This is a genomic window from Enterobacter quasimori (assembly GCF_018597345.1).
Taxonomy (GTDB): domain Bacteria; phylum Pseudomonadota; class Gammaproteobacteria; order Enterobacterales; family Enterobacteriaceae; genus Enterobacter; species Enterobacter mori.
The window spans coordinates 196,520-218,022 of record NZ_JAHEVU010000004.1 but is presented as its reverse complement, the minus strand read 5'-3'; the positions used below and the strand labels follow the sequence as shown (position 1 = coordinate 218,022).

Genomic DNA, 21,503 nt, shown 5'->3' with positions numbered 1-21,503 from the left:
CTTCGCCTCTTTTATCGTAATGAGAAGGAATTTCAGCCTCGAAGTGTAGCCTTTTTCATGCCCTAATCCCAGTCGGGAACGTCGGGAGTGTTAAAACGCGCAGGAAAGGTAAAAAAGTGTCCATAACGTGGCGCGTTGCAGGATGCCTGGTTAGCATAAGTGAATGCAACATTGACGTGGCAAGACGCTGCAACTAACGAAAAACAATGAGGAAGAGCGTGTGGAAAAAGCCAAACGGGTGGTCTGGCGTCTGCTGGCTGCCAGCGTGTGCGTCGTGGCGGTAAGCCAGGCGGTACATGCCGATTCACTGGATGAACAACGTAACCGCTACGCCCAGATCAAACAGGCGTGGGACAACAAGCAGATGGATACCGTGCAGGCGCTAATGCCGACGCTAAAGGATTATCCGCTGTATCCGTATCTCGAGTATCGCCAGATAACCGACGATCTGATGAACCAGCCCACCGTCACCGTGAACAACTTCATTCAGGCGAACCCAACCCTCCCGCCTGCCCGAAATCTCCAGTCTCGCTTTGTGAATGAGCTGGCGCGTCGTGAAGACTGGCGCGGACTGCTGGCGTTTAGCCCGGAAAAACCGGGCACGACGGAAGCGCAGTGTAATTACTACTATGCCAAATGGGCCACGGGACAGCAGGAAGAGGCCTGGGTCGGTGCCAAAGATCTCTGGCTGACGGGTAAAAGCCAGCCTAACGCCTGTGATTCGCTGTTCGGCGCATGGCGCGCGTCGGGCAAGCAGGACCCGCTGTCCTACCTCGAGCGTATCCGCCTGGCCATGAAAGCCGGTAACACGCGTCTGGTGACCACGCTGGCGGGGCAGATGCCGTCCGATTACCAGACCATCTCCACCGCGGTGATCTCGCTGGCGAACGATCCGAACAGCGTGCTGACCTTTGCCCGCAGTACGGGCGCGACCGATTTTACCCGCCAGATGGCAGCGGTCGCCTTTACCAGCGTGGCGCGTGACGATGTGGAAAACGCGCGGCTGATGATCCCGCAGCTGGTGCAGGCGCAGCAGCTTAACGAAGAACAAACGCAGGAATTGCGCGACATCGTGGCGTGGCGACTGATGGGCACCGATGTGACCGACGAACAGGCGCGCTGGCGTGACGACGCGATCATGCGTTCAAACTCCACCTCGCTTGTCGAGCGCCGCGTGCGAATGGCGCTGGGCACGGGCGATCGTCGTGGGCTGAATACCTGGCTTGCGCGTCTGCCGATGGATGCCAAAGAGAAAGATGAATGGCGCTACTGGCAGGCCGACCTGCTGCTGGAGCGTGGTCGCGACGATGAGGCTAAAGCGATCCTCCACGCTCTGATGCAACAGCGCGGATTCTACCCGATGGCGGCGGCGCAGCGGCTGGGCGAGGAGTACACGCTTAAGATCGACAAAGCGCCCGCCAACGCGAATCAGGCGCTGACGCAGGGGCCGGAGATGGCGCGCGTGCGCGAGCTGATGTACTGGAATATGGACAACACCGCGCGCAGCGAGTGGGCGAATCTGGTCACCAGCCGCACCACCGACGAGAAAGCCCAGCTTGCCCGCTACGCGTTTGATAATCACTGGTGGGATCTCAGCGTGCAGGCGACGATCGCCGGCAAGCTGTGGGATCATCTCGAAGAGCGTTTCCCGCTGGCGTACAAGGATCTTTTCGATCGCTATACCAGCGGCAAAGATATCCCGCAGAGCTATGCGATGGCGATCGCCCGTCAGGAGAGCGCATGGAACCCGAAAGTCCGTTCCCCGGTAGGCGCCAGCGGACTGATGCAGATTATGCCGGGCACGGCGACGCACACGGTGAAGATGTTTAACATCCCTGGATACAGCAGCCCGTCACAGCTTCTCGATCCGGATACCAACATCAACATCGGTACCAGCTACCTGCAGTATGTGTACCAGCAGTTCGGCAATAACCGCATTTTCTCGTCGGCGGCGTATAACGCGGGGCCTGGACGCGTGCGCACCTGGCTCGGCAACAGCGCAGGACGCATCGACGCCGTGGCGTTTGTCGAGAGCATCCCGTTCTCGGAAACGCGCGGCTACGTGAAGAACGTGCTGGCCTATGACGCCTACTATCGCTACTTCATGGGTCAGAAAGATACCCTGATGAGCGATGCCGAGTGGCAGAGACGTTACTGATCGGCGCGGGTTGTGTTATGCTGTACTCGCTAAAGAGTACAAGAGGCAGCATAACATGACCCAGCATTCCCCGTATTCCTCGGCAATGGCCGAACAACGTCATCAGGAGTGGCTTCGTTTTGTGGAGCTGCTTCGCCAGTCTTACGAGCAGGATCTGCATTTACCCCTGATGCAGCTGATGCTCACGCCGGACGAGCGCGAGGCGCTGGGCACGCGCGTGCGGATCATTGAAGAGCTGCTGCGCGGCGAGATGAGCCAGCGCGAGCTGAAAAACGAGCTCGGCGCGGGCATTGCAACGATCACCCGCGGCTCGAACAGCCTGAAGTCGGCGCCGGTTGAGCTGCGCCAGTGGCTGGAAGCGGTACTGCTGAAAAACGCCGGATGACGGCTACGCCTTATCCGGCCTACAAACTTAACGATAAATCGCGTTATGGAACGGGCTTAACGCCAGGATCACCGCCTGGTGGTAAACGCCTGAACGCGTCAGCGCGCCTGCGGTAAAGACGCCAATCGCCCCTTCTTTACGACCAATCTCATCGATGCCGGTGTACTGCGACATCACCGGCCCGAGCGCTTCACCCGCGCGCACTTTTTCCAGGATGATCTCCGGCAGCGGCAGGGTGGCCGAACGCGCTTCACCGCGCTGTTCACGGCTTTCGATGACCACCCAGCTAAAGGTTGCGCCTTCGTCGATACCGGCTTCAATCGCTACCCAAAAGTCAGCATTCGGTGCCGCGGCCTTAGCGTTTGCCACGCGATTTCGTGCGCCAGCGCGCGTTTCCTCGCTGCCAAACGGCTGTTCAGGCACGCCACTCTCGACGCCGATGGCCTCAATATGGCAGGATCCTGCGCCGAAGATCTCGTCAAATGCCCTTAGAATTGCCTGAATTTTGGCAGGATTAGTGGTAGCAGAGACAACATGGTGCATAATTAAGCTCGATTCAAAAAAAACTCATCGCAGTATAACGGAAAAAAAGCATGTTACAGGTATACCTTGTTCGCCACGGTGAAACGCAGTGGAACGCCGAGCGACGTATTCAAGGCCAGTCGGACAGTCCTCTCACCGAAAAGGGTGTGCAGCAAGCGTGGCAGGTGGCAGAGCGTGCCAGAACGCTGGGCATAACCCACGTGATTACCAGCGATCTCGGTCGCACACAGCAGACGGCGCGCATCATCGCGGACGCCTGCGGCTGTGACGTCATGCTTGAGCCGCGCCTGCGCGAGCTGGATATGGGCGTGCTGGAAAAACGCCATATCGATACGCTGACGGAAACGGAAGAGGGCTGGCGTCGCACGCTGGTGAACGGTACCGAAGATGGCCGTATTCCGGAAGGGGAATCCATGCAGGAGCTCAGCGTACGTATGCATGCCGCACTGGCTGAATGCCTGAAGCTCCCGGCGGGTAGCCGTCCGCTGCTGGTGAGTCACGGGATTGCGTTAGGCTGCCTGGTGAGCACCATTCTGGGGTTACCGGCTTACGCCGAGCGCCGTTTGCGTCTGCGCAACTGCTCCATTTCCCGAATTGATTATCAGGAAAGCGCGTGGCTGGCGTCAGGTTGGGTCGTGGAGATGGCAGGGGACATTTCGCACCTTGATGCCCCTGCGCTTGACGAACTGCAGCGTTAACGACGTATCGGAATCAAGAATTCCATACGCAGATTGATTGGGCCTTCTTCCGGTTTGGCATCCTGCGCCGGGTAGTAGCGTTCAATGTCCTGACCTTTACGGCGATTCAGATTCAGCATTGGCATGCAGGTCCCGTAGACGGTCAGGATAAACTCCTGAACCCCCGTTCCCAGCCCTTCATACGAGAACATCACGTACTCGCCGCCTTCCAGCACGACCGGTTTCGAACCCTGAATATAGCCATTCGCCATCTCTGGCGTCAGCGCGGTGGTGTAGAACACCTCCTGCTCGTCGTCTTTTTCCTGGCTTGGGCGCGTTTCGTTCAGGCCGTACAGAATTGGCGGGATTGCCGGTGCATGGCTCAGGAAGTCGCGCCAGAACTGGACGCGCATCTGATGACGGAACTCAGAAATCTGCTCCAGAGAACAGGAGTAGCTCTGGGTTGTGCCGATCAGATGGGTTTCCGGCAGCGCGACAATTTCATATTTCGGCATCGCGAATTCGCCCAGACGCAGCGGCGGACGCATGCCAAACGAGCTCCAGTCAGGCGAACGACGATAAAGCGCTGGCGTCAACGAGAACTGTTTTTTAAAGGCGCGGGTGAACGTTTGCTGCGAATCAAAACGATACTGCAGGGCAATATCCAGAATCGGCCGCGCGGTCAGGCGCAATGCCACAGCAGATTTAGATAAACGACGTGCGCGAATATAGGCACCGATAGCATGACCGGTGACATCCTTGAACATCCTTTGCAGATGCCACTTGGAATAGCCTGCTTTAGCCGCCACATTATCCAGTGACAAAGGCTGGTCGAGATGACCTTCCAGCCAGGTGAGCAGGTCGCGAATAATTCCAGCCTGATCCATATACTATCCTCATCCTTAAAACAGCAGGTGCCTGATAACAGGTTAGCGGATAATAGCATTTTTTGATGTTTTAGCATTCAGTGTTTTTTTTGCGCATTAATGCCTTTTACGGCTCGTTTTGGGCGAATATATTCTAATCCTGTGATCTTGCTACATTTTTATCTAACGTGTTGAATAATCGCTCAGTGCAATTTTAAAGAATGGTAACAATATGAAATACAAGACTTTGATCTTCACCGCGTTGCTGCTGATGGTCGGACGCGCCGCACAGGCGGAACAGATTGGTTCCGTCGATACCGTGTTTAAGATGTTTGGCCCGGACCACAAAATCGTGGTGGAGGCGTTTGACGATCCGGACGTGAAAAACGTCACCTGCTACGTGAGCCGCGCGAAAACGGGCGGTATCAAAGGCGGTCTGGGACTGGCGGAAGACACCTCCGATGCGGCGATTTCCTGCCAGCAGGTGGGGCCGGTTGAGCTAAGCGATAAAATTAAAAACGGCAAAGCGCAGGGCGACGTGGTATTCCAGAAACGGACCTCGCTGGTGTTTAAAAAGCTGCAGGTGGTGCGTTTCTACGATGCCAAACGTAACACGCTGGCCTACCTTGCCTATTCTGACAAAGTGGTGGAAGGCTCACCGAAGAACGCGATCAGCGCGGTGCCGATTATGCCGTGGCATTAAAAAAACGGCGCAAATGCGCCGTTTTTTAATGCGTTAACTGCGGGATTACTCCTGCAGGTCTCCGCAGAAACGGTACCCTTCGCCGTGGATCGTGGCGATGATTTCCGGCGTATCTGGCGTAGATTCGAAATGCTTACGAATACGACGGATGGTCACGTCTACGGTACGGTCGTGCGGCTTCAGCTCGCGACCGGTCATTTTCTTCAGCAGCTCTGCACGGGACTGAATTTTGCCCGGGTTCTCGCAGAAGTGCAGCATCGCGCGGAATTCACTGCGCGGCAGTTTATACTGCTCACCGTTCGGGCTGATCAGTGAACGGCTATTGATATCAAGTTCCCAGCCGTTGAATTTGTAGCTGTCAACGCTACGACGCTCTTCGCTGACCGTACCCAGGTTCATGGTGCGGGACAGCAGGTTGCGTGCACGAATGGTTAACTCGCGTGGATTAAACGGTTTGGTGATGTAGTCATCCGCACCGATTTCCAGGCCAAGAATTTTATCAACTTCGTTGTCACGGCCCGTCAGGAACATTAACGCGACGTTCGCCTGTTCACGCAGTTCGCGCGCCAGAAGAAGGCCGTTTTTGCCTGGCAGGTTAATGTCCATAATGACCAGGTTGATATCATTTTCAGAAAGGATCTGATGCATCTCTGCGCCATCGGTCGCTTCAAAGACATCGTAGCCTTCTGCTTCGAAAATGCTCTTTAACGTGTTGCGTGTTACCAACTCGTCTTCAACGATAAGAATGTGCGGGGTCTGCATGTTTGCTACCTAAATTGCCAACTAAATCGAAACAGGAAGTACAAAAGTCCCTGACCTGCCTGATGCATGTCGAAAATTAACATGATCGGCTTAACGTGACTAAAGTACGTAATTGCGTTCTTGATGCACTTTCCATCAACGTCAACAACATCATTAGCTTGGTCTTGGGTACTTTCCCTTTGGACCCGACAGTGTCAAAAACGGCTGTCATCCTAACCATTTTAACAGCAACATAACAGGCTAAGTGACACCGGACACCCAATAAAACTACGCTTCGTTGACATATATCAAGTTCAATTGTAGCACGTTAACAGTTTGATGAAATCATCGTATCCGAATGCTAGCCTTTGTCACAAATTTTCAATAAACCAACTAGTTGCGGACATTGATTGATAAACAATACGAATCCAATTAAGAATAGGCATTCACACAGTCATTATCATTATAAAACATAGGGATAATACCTGTCTGTTAACATTCTAACTGATTGTTCAGCCACAAAATAGTTTAGCGTTTTTAATTTGTTATGAAACGCTATTTCGGTGATTTGTGTTGCAATTTTGTAAATTCGTGCTGCGTAATATGTTGAGGCGCATCACATTTTTACCCGCTAACTGCTTAAAAAGAGAGCATAAATGCATCTGTCGATTGTGCTGGTGGCCCCAGCAAGACCCGAAAACATAGGCGCTGCGGCGCGTGCCATGAAGACCATGGGTTTTACCGATTTACGTATTGTAGACAGCGCCGCGCACCTGGAGCCTGCGGCACGTTGGGTCGCGCACGGTTCGGGAGATATTCTCGATAATATAACCACTTACGCTACGCTTGCTGACGCGCTTCACGACATCTCCTTTACCGTTGCAACCACGGCGCGCAGCCGGGCGAAATTTCATTACTACGCCACGCCCGCGGAGCTGGTGCCCATGTTAAGTGAGAAAAGCCAGTGGCTGGAGAAAGCCGCGCTGGTGTTTGGGCGTGAAGATTCCGGGCTGACCAATGAAGAGCTGGAACTGGCGGATGTGCTGACAGGCGCGCCGATGGTTGCAGATTATCCGTCTCTCAATTTAGGCCAGGCGGTGATGGTCTATTGCTATCAATTAGCATCCTTAATACAAATTCCGCAGCCGCCTGTTACAGGCACCGATGAAAACCAGCTGTCTGCACTTCGCGCGCGCGTGGAAAACCTGCTTATGCAGCTGGGTGTGGCTGACGATCAAAAAATGGTCGACTGGCTACAGCAGCGCTTGGGCCGTCTTGAGCAACGCGACACGGCAATGCTGCACCGTTTGCTGCACGATATTGAAAAAAAATTGGCCGAGTAAAGTGCTGCCATACATTTTTATTATGGTGTAATCATCTGATGCTAAGGGTTGCTTTTGGGGTATTCGGATGAAAATAAATCCGGCAGCAGCGGGACGTGAGAGTCATCCGAATTGTGATCAAATTAAAAATTCGTTGACTTAAGGTGCCCGATCCTTTAACCCTAAAAGAATACAGCACAGACAGATAATAATGACAGAGTACACAACATCCATGAAACGCATCAGCATCACCACCATTACCACAACCATCATCATTACCACGGGTAACGATGCGGGCTGACGCGTACAGGAAAAACAAAAAAAAGCCCGCACCTAGACAGTGCGGGCTTTTTTTTCGGCTAAAGGAAACGAGGTAGAACCATGCGAGTGTTGAAGTTCGGCGGTACATCAGTGGCAAATGCAGAACGTTTTCTGCGTGTTGCCGATATCCTGGAAAGCAACGCCAGGCAGGGGCAGGTTGCTACCGTGCTCTCTGCCCCGGCAAAAATCACGAACCATCTGGTGGCGATGATTGAAAAAACCATCGGTGGCCAGGATGCACTCCCGAACATCAGCGACGCCGAGCGTATCTTCGCTGACCTGCTGCAAGGGCTGGCAGAGGCGCTGCCCGGCTTCCCGCACGCTCAGCTGAAGTCCTTCGTTGAGCAGGAATTTGCGCAAATCAAACACGTCCTGCACGGTATCAGCCTCCTCGGCCAGTGCCCGGACAGCATCAACGCGGCGCTGATCTGCCGGGGCGAAAAACTCTCAATCGCCATCATGGCGGGCGTGCTGGAAGCGCGCGGCCATAGCGTGACCGTGATCGACCCGGTTGAAAAACTGCTGGCGGTAGGCCACTACCTCGAATCCACCGTTGATATTGCCGAATCAACCCGCCGTATCGCCGCGAGCAAAATCCCGTCTGACCACATGATCCTGATGGCTGGTTTCACCGCCGGTAACGAGAAGGGCGAGCTGGTGGTGCTGGGCCGTAACGGCTCCGACTACTCCGCCGCCGTGCTGGCCGCCTGTTTACGCGCAGACTGTTGTGAGATCTGGACTGATGTTGACGGCGTCTATACCTGCGACCCGCGCCAGGTTCCGGACGCCAGGCTGCTCAAGTCGATGTCGTACCAGGAAGCGATGGAGCTTTCCTACTTCGGCGCCAAAGTGCTTCACCCGCGTACCATCTCCCCGATTGCCCAGTTCCAGATCCCTTGCCTGATTAAAAATACCGGTAACCCGCAGGCGCCGGGTACGCTGATAGGCGCGAGTACCGATGAAGACGGTCTGCCGGTGAAAGGCATCTCCAACCTCAACAATATGGCGATGTTCAGCGTCTCCGGACCGGGGATGAAAGGGATGGTCGGCATGGCGGCGCGCGTCTTTGCGGCCATGTCCCGCAACGGTATCTCGGTGGTGCTGATCACCCAGTCCTCTTCCGAATACAGCATCAGCTTCTGCGTGCCGCAGGCTGACTGCCTTCGCGCCCGTCGCGCGCTGGAGGAGGAGTTTTATCTGGAGCTGAAGGAAGAGCTGCTGGAGCCGCTCTCCATTCAGGAGCGTCTGGCGATCATCTCTGTGGTCGGCGACGGCATGCGCACGCTGCGCGGCATCTCCGCTAAATTCTTTGCCGCGCTGGCGCGCGCCAATATCAACATCGTGGCGATTGCCCAGGGCTCGTCTGAGCGTTCAATTTCCGTGGTGGTGGACAACGATGACGCCACCACCGGCGTGCGCGTGGTTCACCAGATGCTGTTCAACACCGATCAGGTCATCGAGCTGTTCCTGATTGGCGTGGGCGGCGTGGGCGGCGCGCTGCTGGAGCAGGTGAAGCGTCAGCAGGAGTGGCTGAAGAAGAAACATATCGATCTGCGCGTCTGCGGGATTGCCAACTCCAGAGCGTTGCTGACCAACGTTCACGGTCTGAACCTGGAGAACTGGCAGGCCGAGATGAACGAGGCGAAAGAGCCGTTCAACCTGGGACGCCTGATCCGTCTGGTGAAAGAGTATCACCTGCTTAACCCGGTGATCGTCGACTGTACCTCCAACCAGGCGGTGGCCGATCAGTACGCCGACTTCCTGCGCGAAGGTTTCCACGTGGTGACGCCAAACAAAAAGGCCAACACTTCGTCGATGGAGTACTATCACCAGCTGCGTCTGGCGGCGAGCAAGTCGCGCCGCAAGTTCCTCTACGACACCAACGTGGGCGCGGGGCTGCCGGTTATCGAGAACCTGCAAAACCTGCTGAACGCGGGCGATGAACTGCAGCGTTTCTCCGGCATTCTCTCCGGTTCGCTGTCGTTTATCTTCGGCAAGCTGGATGAAGGGATGAGCCTGTCGGAAGCCACCCGCGCCGCACGCGAGCTGGGCTATACCGAGCCGGATCCGCGTGACGACCTTTCCGGTATGGACGTGGCGCGCAAGCTGCTGATCCTCGCGCGTGAAACGGGTCGCGAGCTTGAGCTTTCGGATATCGTGATTGAGCCGGTGCTGCCAGCAGTGTTTGATGACGGCGGTGACGTCAACGCCTTTATGGCGAATTTGCCGCAGCTTGACGACGCTTTTGCCGCCCGTGTGGCGAAAGCCCGTGATGAAGGTAAGGTATTGCGCTATGTTGGCAATATTGAAGAAGACGGCGTGTGCCGGGTGAAGATTGCCGAAGTGGATGGCAACGACCCGCTGTACAAGGTCAAAAACGGCGAGAATGCGCTGGCGTTCTACAGCCACTATTATCAGCCACTGCCGCTGGTGCTTCGCGGCTATGGCGCAGGGAACGATGTTACGGCGGCGGGTGTGTTTGCCGATCTGCTGCGTACCCTGTCATGGAAGTTAGGAGTTTAACATGGTCAAAGTTTATGCCCCGGCTTCCAGCGCCAATATGAGCGTCGGATTTGACGTGCTGGGCGCGGCGGTCACGCCGGTGGATGGTTCACTGCTGGGCGATACGGTCACGGTGGAAGCGGCGGACAGCTTCAGCCTGAACAATGTGGGTCGCTTCGCCTGCAAACTGCCGTCCGAGCCGCGCGAAAATATCGTTTATCAGTGCTGGGAACGCTTCTGTCAGGAGATCGGCAAAAACGTGCCGGTCGCCATGACGCTGGAAAAAAGTATGCCGATTGGCTCAGGCCTGGGCTCCAGCGCGTGTTCCGTGGTCGCCGCGCTGGTGGCGTTGAACGAGCACTGCGGCAAGCCGCTGAACAACAGCCGTCTGCTGGGACTGATGGGCGAACTGGAAGGGCGTATCTCCGGCAGCATTCATTATGACAACGTGGCGCCGTGCTTCCTCGGCGGCATGCAACTGATGATCGAAGAAAATGGCATCATCAGCCAGCAGGTGCCAGGGTTTGATGAGTGGCTGTGGGTGCTGGCCTATCCGGGTATTAAGGTCTCTACCGCGGAAGCGCGTGCGATCCTGCCCGCGCAGTACCGTCGTCAGGACTGTATCGCCCACGGGCGTCACCTGGCGGGCTTCATCCACGCCTGCTACACCCGTCAGCCGCAGCTGGCGGCAAAGCTGATGAAAGACGTCATTGCCGAGCCGTACCGCACGAAGCTGCTGCCCGGCTTTAACGAGGCGCGACAGGCATCAATGGATATCGGCGCGCAGGCGTGCGGCATCTCCGGCTCCGGACCGACGCTGTTCGCCCTGTGCGACAAGCCAGACACCGCGCAGCGCGTGGCGGACTGGCTCTCTAAACACTACCTGCAAAATCAGGAAGGCTTTGTTCATATTTGCCGTCTGGACACGGCTGGCGCACGAGTACTGGGATAATTAATGAAACTCTACAACCTTAAAGATCATAACGAGCAGGTCAGCTTCGCGCAGGCGGTAACGCAGGGGCTGGGCAAACATCAGGGGCTGTTTTTTCCCCATGACCTGCCGGAATTTCAGCTGACCGACATCGACGAACTGCTGAAGCAGGACTTTGTCACCCGCAGCACTAAAATTCTCTCGGCGTTTATCGGCGACGAAATCCCGCAGGAGCTGCTGGAAGAGCGCGTGCGTGCGGCGTTCGCTTTCCCGGCACCGGTGAAGCAGGTGGAGCCTGACGTTGGCTGCCTGGAGCTGTTCCACGGTCCGACGCTGGCGTTTAAAGACTTCGGCGGCCGCTTCATGGCGCAAATGCTGACCCACATCAGCGGCGACAAGCCGGTGACCATTCTCACCGCGACCTCCGGCGATACCGGTGCGGCGGTGGCGCACGCGTTCTACGGCCTGAAAAACGTCCGCGTGGTGATCCTCTATCCGAAAGGCAAAATCAGCCCGCTGCAGGAAAAACTGTTCTGTACGCTCGGCGGCAATATTGAAACCGTGGCGATTGACGGCGATTTCGATGCCTGCCAGGCGCTGGTCAAGCAGGCCTTCGACGACGAAGAGCTGAAGGTGGCCCTGGGGCTGAACTCTGCCAACTCCATCAACATCAGCCGCCTGCTGGCGCAGATTTGCTACTACTTCGAGGCGGTGGCGCAGCTTCCGCAGGACGCGCGCAACCAGCTGGTGATCTCCGTGCCGAGCGGTAACTTCGGTGACCTGACGGCGGGCCTGCTGGCGAAATCCCTGGGTCTGCCGGTGAAACGCTTTATCGCCGCCACCAATGCTAACGACACCGTGCCGCGCTTCCTGAAAGACGGTAAGTGGGCGCCGAACGCCACGCAGGCAACGCTCTCCAATGCGATGGATGTGTCACAGCCAAACAACTGGCCGCGCGTGGAAGAGCTGTTCCGCCGTAAGATCTGGCGTCTGGGCGACCTGGGCTACGCCGCGGTGACGGATGAAACCACCAAAGCGACCATGCGCGAGCTGAAGGCGGTGGGGTACACCTCTGAACCGCACGCGGCGATTGCTTACCGCGCGCTGCGCGATCAGCTCAATCCGGGTGAATATGGCCTGTTCCTGGGCACCGCGCATCCGGCGAAGTTCAAAGAGAGCGTGGAAGCGATCCTGGGCGAAACGCTGCCGCTGCCGAAAGAGCTGGCCGAGCGTGCCGACCTGCCGCTGCTGTCACATGAGCTACCGGCAGATTTTGCCGCGCTGCGTAAGCTGATGATGACGCGTGCGTGATTGTGTTGCCCGGTGGCGGCTACGCCTTACCGGGCCTACAACGGCTCAGAACGTAGGCCGGGTAAGGCGAAGCCGCCACCCGGCTTTTTTGTGAAGAAATTAAGGAGAAAAATAGCAGGGAAAAAGCAGAAATTCCCAATAAATGCGGTCGCTTAGCGTTTAGGATTGCAGAGAATAACATCCCCCGTTCCCCTCGCGTACTCTCCTTACATCGGCCCACGTTGGGCAAGTATAAGAAGGAGTCACCTATGTCTACCCTGAAACCTGCACTCATCGCGCTTTCACTGATGCTGGTCGCTCCCATGGCGGTACAGGCATCCGAAATCACCCTCGTGCCAGCGGTAAAACTGCAGATTGGCGACCAGGATAATAACGGGCACTACTGGGACGGCGGCCGCTGGCGCGACCACGACTGGTGGAAAGCGCACTATGACTGGCGCGATAACCACTGGCGTCCGCATGATGAGCATCGTAAACATGACGATCGCCATGATGACCATCACCGCGATGACCACCGCGACGATCGCGGCCCGGACTGGAAACACCATTAATGCAAAACCCCGCCAGCTGGCGGGGTTTGTTTTTACTGCTCGTGGCGCTTAAACACCAGCTCGCCTTTCCCTGACGACGCCTCGTCAAAGAAATAGCCTTCGCTGTTGAAGGCGGTCAGCTGCTCCGGCTTCGTCAGGCGGTTCTGGATAATGTAGCGGCTCATCAGGCCACGCGCTTTCTTGGCGTAGAAGCTGATCACTTTGAACTTACCGTTCTTCTCATCGAGGAACACCGGTTTGATAATCTCTGCATCCAGCTTTTTCGGTTTCACCGACTTGTAGTATTCATCGGATGCCAGGTTAATCACCACGTTATCGCCCTGGGCGCGCAGCGCCGCGTTCAGCTTGTCGGTGATGATATCGCCCCAGAAATGGTACAGGTCTTTGCCTTTGGCGTTTTCCAGGCGAATACCCATCTCCAGACGATAGGGCTGCATCAGATCCAGCGGGCGCAGTACGCCGTACAGGCCCGACAGCATGCGCAGATGCTGCTGGGCAAAATCGAAATCGGCTTCGCTAAAATCTTCCGCCTGCAGGCCGGTATAGACATCGCCTTTAAACGCCAGAATCGCCTGGCGAGCGTTAGAGGGGGTGAAATCCGGGTGCCACTCGTGAAAGCGGGTCGCGTTAAGATCGGCCAGCTTGTCGCTGATGCTCATCAGCGAGGCGATTTGCGGCGCAGAGAGCTTGCGCGCTTCGCGGATCAGCTGTTGCGAGTAGTCCAGCAGTTCAGGCTGGGTATAGCGCTCGGTGGCGAGCGGGCTCTGGTAATCGAGCGTTTTTGCAGGTGAAATCAGAATCAGCATATCCAGTCCTTGCAGGAAATTTAGAGCGACTTTAGCAAAAAATCGCCCTGAATTGATCGATAGCTGTTATTGCCGCGGCAAATCGTCCCAGGAGCCGGGGGCAATTTGCGCCTCAATTTCGGGGTAGCGGGTGGGATCAAACACGGGTTTAAGGCCCAGCTTGCGCTGACGCAGATAGTCCTGAGCAATGAGCGTCACCACCGGAGAAAGCAGCAAAATTGCCGTCAGGTTGGTGATCGCCATCAGCGCCATAATCACGTCCGCCAGTTGCCAGACCACCGGCATGCTGAGCAGGGCGCCCGTCATTATCATTGCGATAACACCTACGCGAAGCACGTTGCGCGAATGTCGCGAATCAAGCTTCAGGAAGATCAGGTTGTTCTCCGCGTAGAGATAGTTCACCGTGATCGAACTAAACGCAAAAAGGCCCACGATTAATGAGACAAAACCGGCTCCCCAGCCACCCACAAGATTGACCAGCGCCTGCTGAACCAGCTGTATCCCGACGGTGCCAGAGGGATGGGGAAGGGGCCCCGACAGCAGAATGATCATCGCGCTGGCGGAGCAGATAATAATGGTGTCCGTGAACACACCAATCATCTGCACAATGCCCTGCGCCGCTGGATGGGGAGGCCAGGAGGCCGCCGCCGCCGCTGCGTTGGGCGTTGAACCCATACCGGCTTCGTTCGAGAACATGCCCCGCTGAAACCCTGCCGTGAGTGCCTGACTGACGGTATAACCCAGCGCGCCCGAGGCCGCTTCGCGCCAGCCGAACGCGCTCTTAAAGATAGCGGCGATGACGTCCGGCAACCGATCGATGTGCAGTGCGGTAACGAACAGACTGGCGGCTACCCACAGGAGGGCCATAACCGGAACCAGCCACTGCATCAGGCGGGCCACGCCTTTGAGACCGGCATATATCGTCAGCAGGGTGAGAAGCGCTAAAACGGCACCGGTTATCCATTCCGGGCAGGCAAAGGCATAGCGCATGGCATGCGCCACGGAGTTTGCCTGGACGGTGTTAAAAATCAGGCCATAGGCGATGAGTAAGAAGAGCGAAAACAGGACGCCCATCCAGCGCATCCCCAGTCCACGGGCCATATACCAGGCCGGACCGCCGCGAAACTGACCGTTTTTGTCTTTCTCTTTATAAAGTTGAGCGAGCGAGCATTCAGCGAACGAGGTCGCCATGCCGATAATCGCCGTGGCCCACATCCAGAATACGGCGCCAGGCCCACCCGCGCTGATGGCCAGCGCAACGCCTGCCAGATTACCGCTGCCGACCCGCGCGGCGAGACTGGTGCAGAGTGCCTGAAATGAGGTTAATCCGCCCGGCTGTGGGGTGAGGCTATTTTTCAGACTTCTGCCAAATTTGCGAATATAACGAAACTGGATAAAACCACTGCGCAGCGTGAACCACATACCTGCTCCCAGGAGCAGATATATCATTATCGAACCCCAGAGAATTTCGTTAATAAAGAACAGAAAATCAGGCATTAACGTCCCTCTTGTTGATGCCAAAGTGAATATGTAAGCGTTACCACTGATTGGACATGCTGTTGATTAGCAGCCTGTTAATATTCTCAGTTTATCATACTCTGCCTAAGCGCACTGTCTGCGGTTGCGCTGCCTCTCACTCGTGTTATCATCAGGGCAGACCGGTTACATCCCCCTAACAAGTAAACCTGTCATTTTTCCGCTGCAGGCATGCTGTCGGTAGCGTGAATTATCCAGGGCACGTTAAAAGAGAAACACTATCATGACGGATAAATTGACCTCCCTTCGTCAGTTCACCACTGTCGTAGCTGACACCGGAGATATCGCGGCAATGAAGCTGTACCAGCCGCAGGATGCCACAACCAACCCTTCTCTGATCCTTAACGCCGCGCAGATCCCTGAGTATCGCAAACTGATTGACGACGCAGTGTCCTGGGCGAAAGCACAGAGCAACGACCGCGCGCAGCAGGTTGTGGACGCGACCGACAAGCTGGCAGTGAACATCGGTCTGGAAATCCTGAAACTGGTTCCTGGCCGTATCTCTACCGAAGTGGATGCACGTCTCTCCTACGACACCGAAGCGTCTATCGCGAAAGCGAAACGTCTGATCAAAATGTACAACGACGCGGGCATCAGCAACGACCGTATCCTGATCAAACTGGCTTCTACCTGGCAGGGCATCCGCGCGGCAGAGCAGCTGGAAAAAGACGGTATCAACTGTAACCTGACCCTGCTGTTCTCCTTCGCGCAGGCGCGTGCATGTGCAGAAGCAGGCGTATACCTGATTTCTCCGTTCGTGGGCCGTATTCTGGACTGGTACAAAGCCAACACCGATAAGAAAGAGTACGCACCGGCTGAAGATCCAGGCGTGATTTCTGTGACTGAAATCTACGAATACTACAAACAGCACGGCTATGAGACCGTGGTTATGGGCGCAAGCTTCCGTAACGTCGGTGAAATCATCGAGCTGGCTGGCTGTGACCGCCTGACCATCGCCCCTGCGCTGCTGAAAGAGCTGGCAGAGAGCGAAGGTGCGCTTGAGCGTAAACTGTCCTACACCGGTGAAGTGAAAGCACGCCCAGAGCGCATCACGGAATCCGAGTTCCTGTGGCAGCACAACCAGGATCCAATGGCGGTAGACAAGCTGGCGGACGGTATCCGTAAGTTTGCTGTTGACCAGGGCAAACTGGAAAAAATGATCGGCGACCTGCTGTAATCATTCCGCGTGACCGGGCTCCCGGTCACGCGTCTTACCCCCGCCTCTGTCTGAATTTCCTCTCTGCGTGTATCATTCCCTTTAATCAGTACTTTTTGAATGGAATGGATATGAATACCTTACGCATCGGCCTGGTGTCGATTTCTGACCGCGCCTCCAGCGGCGTTTACCAGGATAAAGGCATCCCCGCTCTGGAAGAGTGGCTGGGCAGCGCGCTGACCACCCCGTTTGAGATCCAGACCCGCCTGATCCCTGACGAACAGCCGATCATCGAGCAGACGCTCTGCGAGCTGGTGGATGAGATGAGCTGCCACCTCGTTCTGACGACGGGCGGAACCGGCCCCGCGCGCCGCGACGTGACGCCGGACGCGACGCTGGCGGTTGCCGATCGCGAAATGCCGGGCTTCGGCGAACAGATGCGGCAGATCAGTCTACACTTTGTTCCGACGGCCATTCTTTCCCGCCAGGTGGGGGTGATCCGCAAGCAGGCGTTGATCCTGAACCTACCGGGCCAGCCGAAGTCGATTAAAGAGACGCTGGAAGGGCTTAAAGCGGAAGACGGTAGCGTCATTGTGCACGGTATCTTTGCCAGTGTACCGTATTGTATACAGCTGCTTGACGGCCCCTATGTTGAAACCGATGAGAAAGTGGTAGCAGCTTTTCGTCCTAAAAGCGCTCGCCGCGAAACAATCTCCTGAAAATAAAGAAAGTGTGACATTAGCGTCAGCCGCAGTAGCGTGTAAACGGATTTACGATATAGTAATTTTTTCTTTACGATAGCTGTAAAAATAAATCCACAATACACGCATAATGGTTCGCTATGTCACATAACTCCCGACCTCTGAATCGACAGGACTACAAAACCCTCACGCTCGCGGCCTTAGGCGGCGCGCTGGAGTTTTACGACTTTATCATCTTCGTCTTCTTCGCCGCCGTGGTGGGGGAACTCTTCTTCCCGGCGGATATCCCGGAATGGCTGCGTCAGGTGCAAACCTTCGGCATTTTTGCCGCCGGGTATCTGGCGCGTCCGCTGGGTGGCATTGTGATGGCGCACTTTGGCGATCTGGTCGGGCGCAAGAAGATGTTTACCCTTAGCATCCTGCTGATGGCCGTGCCGACGCTGGCCATTGGTCTGCTGCCTACCTATGCCTCGATGGGTATCCTTGCGCCGTTGCTGCTGTTGCTGATGCGTATTCTCCAGGGGGCGGCCATCGGTGGTGAAGTGCCGGGGGCGTGGGTGTTTGTGTCCGAGCATGTGCCTGCCCGCCGCATCGGGATCGCCTGTGGAACCTTAACCGCTGGGCTCACCGTCGGGATCTTACTGGGGTCGGTGGTGGCGACGATTGTAAATACCAGCATGACGCAACAGGCCGTTCATGAGTGGGGCTGGCGTCTTCCGTTCCTGCTGGGCGGGGCGTTTGGCCTGGTAGCGATGTACCTGCGCCGCTGGCTGCAGGAGACGCCGATATTCCTGGAAATGCAGCAGCGCAAAGCGCTGGCGGATGAGCTGCCGGTGAAGGCGGTTGTGGTACGCCATAAAAAAGCGGTGGTGGTATCGATGCTGCTGACCTGGCTGCTCTCGGCGGGCATTGTGGTGGTGATATTGATGTCTCCGGTCTGGCTGCAAAAGCAGTACGGCTTCGCCCCTGCCGTGACGCTACAGGCGAACAGTATCGCGACAATCATGCTCTGCTTTGGCTGTCTGGCCGCCGGGCTGGCGGCGGATCGTTTTGGTGCCAGCGTTACCTTTATCATCGGTAGCCTGCTACTGGCCGCATCAAGCTGGGCGTTTTACCACCTGGCGGGCAGCCATCCTGAACAGCTGTTCCTGCTGTACGGCGTGGTAGGGCTGTGCGTGGGCGTCGTGGGGGCTGTGCCTTACGTCATGGTGCGAGCCTTCCCGCCGGAAGTCCGTTTCAGCGGTATCTCCTTCTCTTACAACGTGTCGTATGCCATTTTCGGCGGGCTGACGCCGATTGCGGTCACCGTGCTGATGGGCGTGTCTCCCCTGGCTCCGGCCTGGTACGTGCTGGTGCTGTCGGTGATGGGGCTGGTATTAGGATTTTGGCTTCGTCAGGCGGGGGAATGTCGTGCCCGCGAGGCGGGCACGACAGAGGGATCAGTGTTTTTCACCAATCGGTAAAACGGTGCGGTCAAACTGCTCGTTCAGCACTTCGCCCATTGCCAGGTAGATAGCGCTTGCGCCGCAAACCAGACCAATCCAGCCCGCAACGTGAACGATGCCTTCGTTATCCACCAGATGACCAATCGCCAGCAGGGCGAACAGCACGGTCAGGCTCAGGAAAACGAACTGCAGCATGCGGTTACCTTTCAGGGTACCGAAGAACATGAACAGGGTGAAGACGCCCCACAGGCCCAGGTAAACGCCCAGGAAGTGGGCGTTTGCCGCGTCTGCCATGCCCATTTTAGGCAGCAGCAGAATGGCAACCAGCGTCAGCCAGAAAGAGCCGTAAGAGGTAAAGGCGGTTAAGCCGAAGGTGTTGCCTTTCTTATATTCCAGCAGTCCCGCGAAGATTTGCGCGATACCGCCGTAAAAAATGCCCATCGCCAGAATAATGCCATCCATCGGGAACATCCCGATGTTGTGCAGGTTCAGCAGGATAGTGGTCATGCCAAAACCCATCAGGCCCAGCGGAGCCGGATTAGCCAACTTAGTGTTGCCCATAAGTCCTCAAAAAAATCATCATTAATATGGTGAAATGGTTAAACCCGCGTCAATACTCCCTGACGGGGCGCGGCATAATAAGGGGCGCAATCGATGCCGTCTATGATCTCATCAGGGGGAAATTGAAAATTTTTTTATACGTCCCCCTTGATGGATGCCGTTGCGACCCCATCTTGTAAGCAACCGCAGTGTGTGGACCTGAAAAAAATCAAATCTGGGCAGTTGAAAAAGCACGTTCTGCCCTTATTACAGGTACACAACCACATGTTGACTGAATTTTTAGTGGAGACGTTTAGATGGGTAAAATTATTGGTATCGACCTGGGTACTACCAACTCTTGTGTAGCGATTATGGATGGCACTACTGCACGCGTGCTGGAGAACGCCGAGGGCGATCGCACCACGCCTTCTATCATTGCTTATACCCAGGATGGTGAAACTCTGGTTGGTCAGCCGGCTAAACGTCAGGCAGTGACAAACCCGCAAAACACCCTGTTTGCGATCAAACGCCTGATTGGCCGCCGCTTCCAGGACGAAGAAGTTCAGCGTGACGTTTCTATCATGCCTTATAAAATCATCGCGGCAGATAACGGCGATGCATGGCTTGATGTGAAAGGCACCAAAACTGCACCACCGCAGATTTCTGCTGAAGTGCTGAAGAAAATGAAGAAAACCGCTGAAGATTACCTGGGTGAGCCGGTAACTGAAGCTGTTATCACCGTACCTGCCTACTTCAACGATGCTCAGCGTCAGGCAACCAAAGATGCTGGCCGTATCGCAGGTCTGGAAGTAAAACGTATCATCAACGAACCAACCGCGGCTGCACTGGCTTACGGTCTGGATAAAGAAGTTGGCAACCGCACTATCGCGGTTTACGACCTGGGTGGTGGTACCTTCGATATCTCTATTATCGAAATCGACGAAGTTGACGGCGAAAAAACCTTCGAAGTTCTGGCAACCAACGGTGATACCCACCTGGGTGGTGAAGACTTCGATACCCGTCTGATCAACTACCTCGTTGACGAGTTCAAGAAAGATCAGGGCATTGACCTGCGTAACGACCCGCTGGCGATGCAGCGCCTGAAAGAAGCCGCTGAGAAAGCGAAGATCGAGCTGTCTTCCGCTCAGCAGACCGACGTGAACCTGCCGTACATCACTGCAGACGCGACCGGTCCTAAACACATGAACATCAAAGTGACCCGTGCGAAACTGGAAAGCCTGGTAGAAGACCTGGTGAACCGTTCCATCGAGCCGCTGAAAGTTGCACTGCAGGACGCTGGCCTGTCCGTGTCTGACATCCAGGACGTTATCCTGGTCGGTGGTCAGACCCGTATGCCAATGGTTCAGAAGAAAGTGGCTGAGTTCTTTGGTAAAGAGCCACGTAAAGACGTTAACCCGGACGAAGCGGTCGCAATCGGTGCTGCGGTTCAGGGTGGCGTACTGACCGGTGAAGTGAAAGACGTACTGCTGCTGGACGTTACCCCGCTGTCTCTGGGTATCGAAACCATGGGCGGTGTGATGACGGCGCTCATCAACAAAAACACCACCATCCCGACGAAACACAGCCAGGTGTTCTCTACCGCTGAAGACAACCAGTCTGCGGTAACCATCCATGTGATTCAGGGTGAGCGTAAGCGTGCGGCGGATAACAAATCTCTGGGTCAGTTCAACCTGGACGGCATTAACCCGGCACCGCGCGGCATGCCGCAGATCGAAGTCACCTTCGACATCGATGCTGACGGTATCCTGCACGTGTCTGCAAAAGACAAAAACAGCGGTAAAGAGCAGAAGATCACCATCAAGGCATCTTCTGGCCTGAACGAAGCGGAAATCGAAAAAATGGTTCGCGATGCCGAAGCTAACGCGGAATCCGACCGTAAGTTCGAAGAGCTGGTTCAGACCCGTAACCAGGGTGACCATCTGCTGCACAGCACCCGTAAGCAGGTTGAAGAAGCCGGCGATAAGCTGCCAGCGGAAGACAAGACTGCTATCGAAGCTGCACTGACTGCGCTGGAGTCCTCACTGAAAGGTGAAGATAAAGCGGATATCGAAGCGAAGATGCAGGAGCTGGCGCAGGCTTCCCAGAAGCTGATGGAAATCGCTCAGCAGCAGCACGCTCAACAGCAGGCGGGCGCTGATGCATCTGCGAACAACGCGAAAGACGACGACGTTGTCGACGCTGAGTTCGAAGAAGTGAAAGACAAAAAATAATCGCCCTTTGAACGGGTAATTACTGGCACGGGCGAAGAGGTTTCCTCTCCGCCCGTGCACGCATGTTAGGGGCAGAT

General features: G+C 55.9%; 21 protein-coding genes and 1 other annotated feature. Of the genes, 15 read left to right on the top strand and 6 right to left on the bottom strand.

What is annotated here, in order from left to right; all coding sequences use genetic code 11:
* Positions 1 to 220: 220 nt before the first annotated feature.
* The gene (gene sltY, locus KK102_RS16625; RefSeq protein ID WP_216358039.1) at positions 221 to 2,158 is read left to right on the top strand and encodes a murein transglycosylase; all 1,938 of its coding nucleotides are present in this window, start codon (positions 221 to 223) and stop codon (positions 2,156 to 2,158) included.
* Between the two features lie 55 nt (positions 2,159 to 2,213).
* Positions 2,214 to 2,543: a trp operon repressor gene (gene trpR, locus KK102_RS16620; RefSeq protein ID WP_010427104.1), complete on the top strand. Its 330-nt coding sequence runs from the start codon at positions 2,214 to 2,216 to the stop codon at positions 2,541 to 2,543.
* 27 nt (positions 2,544 to 2,570) lie between these two features.
* On the opposite strand, the gene yjjX is transcribed toward trpR, so the two are convergent.
* A complete protein-coding gene (gene yjjX, locus KK102_RS16615) occupies positions 2,571 to 3,086 on the bottom strand; it encodes an inosine/xanthosine triphosphatase (protein ID WP_023334447.1) in 516 nt (171 codons plus the stop codon).
* Between the two features lie 50 nt (positions 3,087 to 3,136).
* On the opposite strand from yjjX, the gene gpmB reads away from it, so the two are divergent.
* Positions 3,137 to 3,784, top strand: coding sequence for a 2,3-diphosphoglycerate-dependent phosphoglycerate mutase GpmB (gene gpmB, locus KK102_RS16610; RefSeq protein ID WP_008502057.1), 648 nt, complete (start codon positions 3,137 to 3,139; stop codon positions 3,782 to 3,784).
* On the opposite strand, the gene robA is transcribed toward gpmB, so the two are convergent.
* Positions 3,781 to 4,650 carry an MDR efflux pump AcrAB transcriptional activator RobA gene (gene robA, locus KK102_RS16605; protein ID WP_010427100.1) on the bottom strand — a complete coding sequence of 290 codons (870 nt, stop codon included), beginning with the start codon at positions 4,648 to 4,650 and terminating at the stop codon, positions 3,781 to 3,783. The genes gpmB and robA overlap by 4 nt on opposite strands.
* 211 nt (positions 4,651 to 4,861) lie before the next feature.
* Here robA and creA point away from each other — a divergent pair, with 211 nt between their 5' ends.
* On the top strand, positions 4,862 to 5,332 hold the full coding sequence (gene creA, locus KK102_RS16600) for a protein CreA (RefSeq protein WP_010427098.1): 471 nt from the start codon (positions 4,862 to 4,864) through the stop codon (positions 5,330 to 5,332).
* Between the two features lie 45 nt (positions 5,333 to 5,377).
* Here the strand turns inward: creA and arcA are convergent, their stop codons facing one another.
* A complete protein-coding gene (arcA, locus tag KK102_RS16595; protein ID WP_003856501.1) occupies positions 5,378 to 6,094 on the bottom strand; it encodes a two-component system response regulator ArcA in 717 nt (238 codons plus the stop codon).
* 95 nt (positions 6,095 to 6,189) lie between these two features.
* Here arcA and yjjY point away from each other — a divergent pair, with 95 nt between their 5' ends.
* The 7 genes from yjjY (at position 6,190) to KK102_RS16560 (ending at position 13,011) form a co-directional block, all read left to right on the top strand.
* Positions 6,190 to 6,330, top strand: coding sequence for a YjjY family protein (gene yjjY / locus KK102_RS16590; RefSeq protein ID WP_085928893.1), 141 nt, complete (start codon positions 6,190 to 6,192; stop codon positions 6,328 to 6,330).
* Between the two features lie 399 nt (positions 6,331 to 6,729).
* A complete protein-coding gene (locus KK102_RS16585; RefSeq protein WP_216358038.1) occupies positions 6,730 to 7,416 on the top strand; it encodes a tRNA/rRNA methyltransferase in 687 nt (228 codons plus the stop codon).
* Positions 7,417 to 7,627: 211 nt separating this feature from the next.
* Positions 7,628 to 7,696 carry a thr operon leader peptide gene (thrL, locus tag KK102_RS16580; RefSeq protein ID WP_015572623.1) on the top strand — a complete coding sequence of 23 codons (69 nt, stop codon included), beginning with the start codon at positions 7,628 to 7,630 and terminating at the stop codon, positions 7,694 to 7,696.
* Positions 7,635 to 7,752 (top strand) — a sequence feature (Thr leader region). Its footprint overlaps the gene before it by 62 nt.
* Positions 7,753 to 7,776: 24 nt before the next feature.
* On the top strand, positions 7,777 to 10,239 hold the full coding sequence (gene thrA / locus KK102_RS16575; protein WP_126545152.1) for a bifunctional aspartate kinase/homoserine dehydrogenase I: 2,463 nt from the start codon (positions 7,777 to 7,779) through the stop codon (positions 10,237 to 10,239).
* A gap of 1 nt (position 10,240) precedes the next feature.
* Positions 10,241 to 11,170 carry a homoserine kinase gene (gene thrB / locus KK102_RS16570; protein WP_126545151.1) on the top strand — a complete coding sequence of 310 codons (930 nt, stop codon included), beginning with the start codon at positions 10,241 to 10,243 and terminating at the stop codon, positions 11,168 to 11,170.
* A 3-nt stretch (positions 11,171 to 11,173) separates the two neighbouring features.
* Positions 11,174 to 12,460, top strand: a complete 1,287-nt coding sequence (gene thrC, locus KK102_RS16565) for a threonine synthase (RefSeq protein WP_216358037.1) — start codon at positions 11,174 to 11,176, stop codon at positions 12,458 to 12,460.
* A 248-nt stretch (positions 12,461 to 12,708) separates the two neighbouring features.
* Complete coding sequence (locus KK102_RS16560; protein WP_126545149.1) at positions 12,709 to 13,011, top strand: DUF2502 domain-containing protein; 303 nt, start codon at positions 12,709 to 12,711, stop codon at positions 13,009 to 13,011.
* 32 nt (positions 13,012 to 13,043) lie between these two features.
* Here the strand turns inward: KK102_RS16560 and yaaA are convergent, their stop codons facing one another.
* Positions 13,044 to 13,817 (bottom strand): peroxide stress protein YaaA, encoded by a 774-nt coding sequence (gene yaaA, locus KK102_RS16555; RefSeq protein WP_061715988.1) that lies wholly within the window; start codon positions 13,815 to 13,817, stop codon positions 13,044 to 13,046.
* Positions 13,818 to 13,883: 66 nt separating this feature from the next.
* Complete coding sequence (locus tag KK102_RS16550; RefSeq protein WP_216358036.1) at positions 13,884 to 15,314, bottom strand: alanine/glycine:cation symporter family protein; 1,431 nt, start codon at positions 15,312 to 15,314, stop codon at positions 13,884 to 13,886.
* Positions 15,315 to 15,576: 262 nt separating this feature from the next.
* Here KK102_RS16550 and tal point away from each other — a divergent pair, with 262 nt between their 5' ends.
* The 3 genes from tal to KK102_RS16535 all read left to right on the top strand — a co-directional run bounded on the left by tal (position 15,577) and on the right by KK102_RS16535 (position 18,673).
* Entirely contained in the window at positions 15,577 to 16,530 is a 954-nt protein-coding gene (gene tal / locus KK102_RS16545) for a transaldolase (protein ID WP_126545146.1), read from the top strand.
* A 110-nt stretch (positions 16,531 to 16,640) separates the two neighbouring features.
* A complete protein-coding gene (gene mog / locus KK102_RS16540) occupies positions 16,641 to 17,228 on the top strand; it encodes a molybdopterin adenylyltransferase (protein ID WP_010427076.1) in 588 nt (195 codons plus the stop codon).
* A gap of 122 nt (positions 17,229 to 17,350) precedes the next feature.
* Complete coding sequence (locus tag KK102_RS16535) at positions 17,351 to 18,673, top strand: MFS transporter (RefSeq protein WP_216358035.1); 1,323 nt, start codon at positions 17,351 to 17,353, stop codon at positions 18,671 to 18,673.
* Here the strand turns inward: KK102_RS16535 and satP are convergent.
* On the bottom strand, positions 18,650 to 19,216 hold the full coding sequence (gene satP, locus KK102_RS16530) for an acetate uptake transporter (protein WP_008502042.1): 567 nt from the start codon (positions 19,214 to 19,216) through the stop codon (positions 18,650 to 18,652). The two genes, KK102_RS16535 and satP, sit on opposite strands and share 24 nt — an antisense overlap.
* A gap of 296 nt (positions 19,217 to 19,512) precedes the next feature.
* Between satP and dnaK the strand changes: the two genes are divergently transcribed.
* The gene (dnaK, locus tag KK102_RS16525; protein WP_126545143.1) at positions 19,513 to 21,426 is read left to right on the top strand and encodes a molecular chaperone DnaK; all 1,914 of its coding nucleotides are present in this window, start codon (positions 19,513 to 19,515) and stop codon (positions 21,424 to 21,426) included.
* Positions 21,427 to 21,503: the final 77 nt, after the last annotated feature.

Excerpts from the sequence above, each read along its gene's own strand:
- trpR (WP_010427104.1), top strand. The coding sequence starts at position 2,214 with ATGACCCAGCATTCCCCGTATTCCTCGGCAATGGCCGAACAACGTCAT.
- yjjX (WP_023334447.1), bottom strand. The coding sequence starts at position 3,086 with ATGCACCATGTTGTCTCTGCTACCACTAATCCTGCCAAAATTCAGGCA.
- gpmB (WP_008502057.1), top strand. The coding sequence starts at position 3,137 with ATGTTACAGGTATACCTTGTTCGCCACGGTGAAACGCAGTGGAACGCC.
- robA (WP_010427100.1), bottom strand. The coding sequence starts at position 4,650 with ATGGATCAGGCTGGAATTATTCGCGACCTGCTCACCTGGCTGGAAGGT.
- creA (WP_010427098.1), top strand. The coding sequence starts at position 4,862 with ATGAAATACAAGACTTTGATCTTCACCGCGTTGCTGCTGATGGTCGGA.
- arcA (WP_003856501.1), bottom strand. The coding sequence starts at position 6,094 with ATGCAGACCCCGCACATTCTTATCGTTGAAGACGAGTTGGTAACACGC.
- KK102_RS16585 (WP_216358038.1), top strand. The coding sequence starts at position 6,730 with ATGCATCTGTCGATTGTGCTGGTGGCCCCAGCAAGACCCGAAAACATA.
- thrA (WP_126545152.1), top strand. The coding sequence starts at position 7,777 with ATGCGAGTGTTGAAGTTCGGCGGTACATCAGTGGCAAATGCAGAACGT.
- thrB (WP_126545151.1), top strand. The coding sequence starts at position 10,241 with ATGGTCAAAGTTTATGCCCCGGCTTCCAGCGCCAATATGAGCGTCGGA.
- thrC (WP_216358037.1), top strand. The coding sequence starts at position 11,174 with ATGAAACTCTACAACCTTAAAGATCATAACGAGCAGGTCAGCTTCGCG.
- KK102_RS16560 (WP_126545149.1), top strand. The coding sequence starts at position 12,709 with ATGTCTACCCTGAAACCTGCACTCATCGCGCTTTCACTGATGCTGGTC.
- yaaA (WP_061715988.1), bottom strand. The coding sequence starts at position 13,817 with ATGCTGATTCTGATTTCACCTGCAAAAACGCTCGATTACCAGAGCCCG.
- KK102_RS16550 (WP_216358036.1), bottom strand. The coding sequence starts at position 15,314 with ATGCCTGATTTTCTGTTCTTTATTAACGAAATTCTCTGGGGTTCGATA.
- tal (WP_126545146.1), top strand. The coding sequence starts at position 15,577 with ATGACGGATAAATTGACCTCCCTTCGTCAGTTCACCACTGTCGTAGCT.
- mog (WP_010427076.1), top strand. The coding sequence starts at position 16,641 with ATGAATACCTTACGCATCGGCCTGGTGTCGATTTCTGACCGCGCCTCC.
- KK102_RS16535 (WP_216358035.1), top strand. The coding sequence starts at position 17,351 with ATGTCACATAACTCCCGACCTCTGAATCGACAGGACTACAAAACCCTC.
- satP (WP_008502042.1), bottom strand. The coding sequence starts at position 19,216 with ATGGGCAACACTAAGTTGGCTAATCCGGCTCCGCTGGGCCTGATGGGT.
- dnaK (WP_126545143.1), top strand. The coding sequence starts at position 19,513 with ATGGGTAAAATTATTGGTATCGACCTGGGTACTACCAACTCTTGTGTA.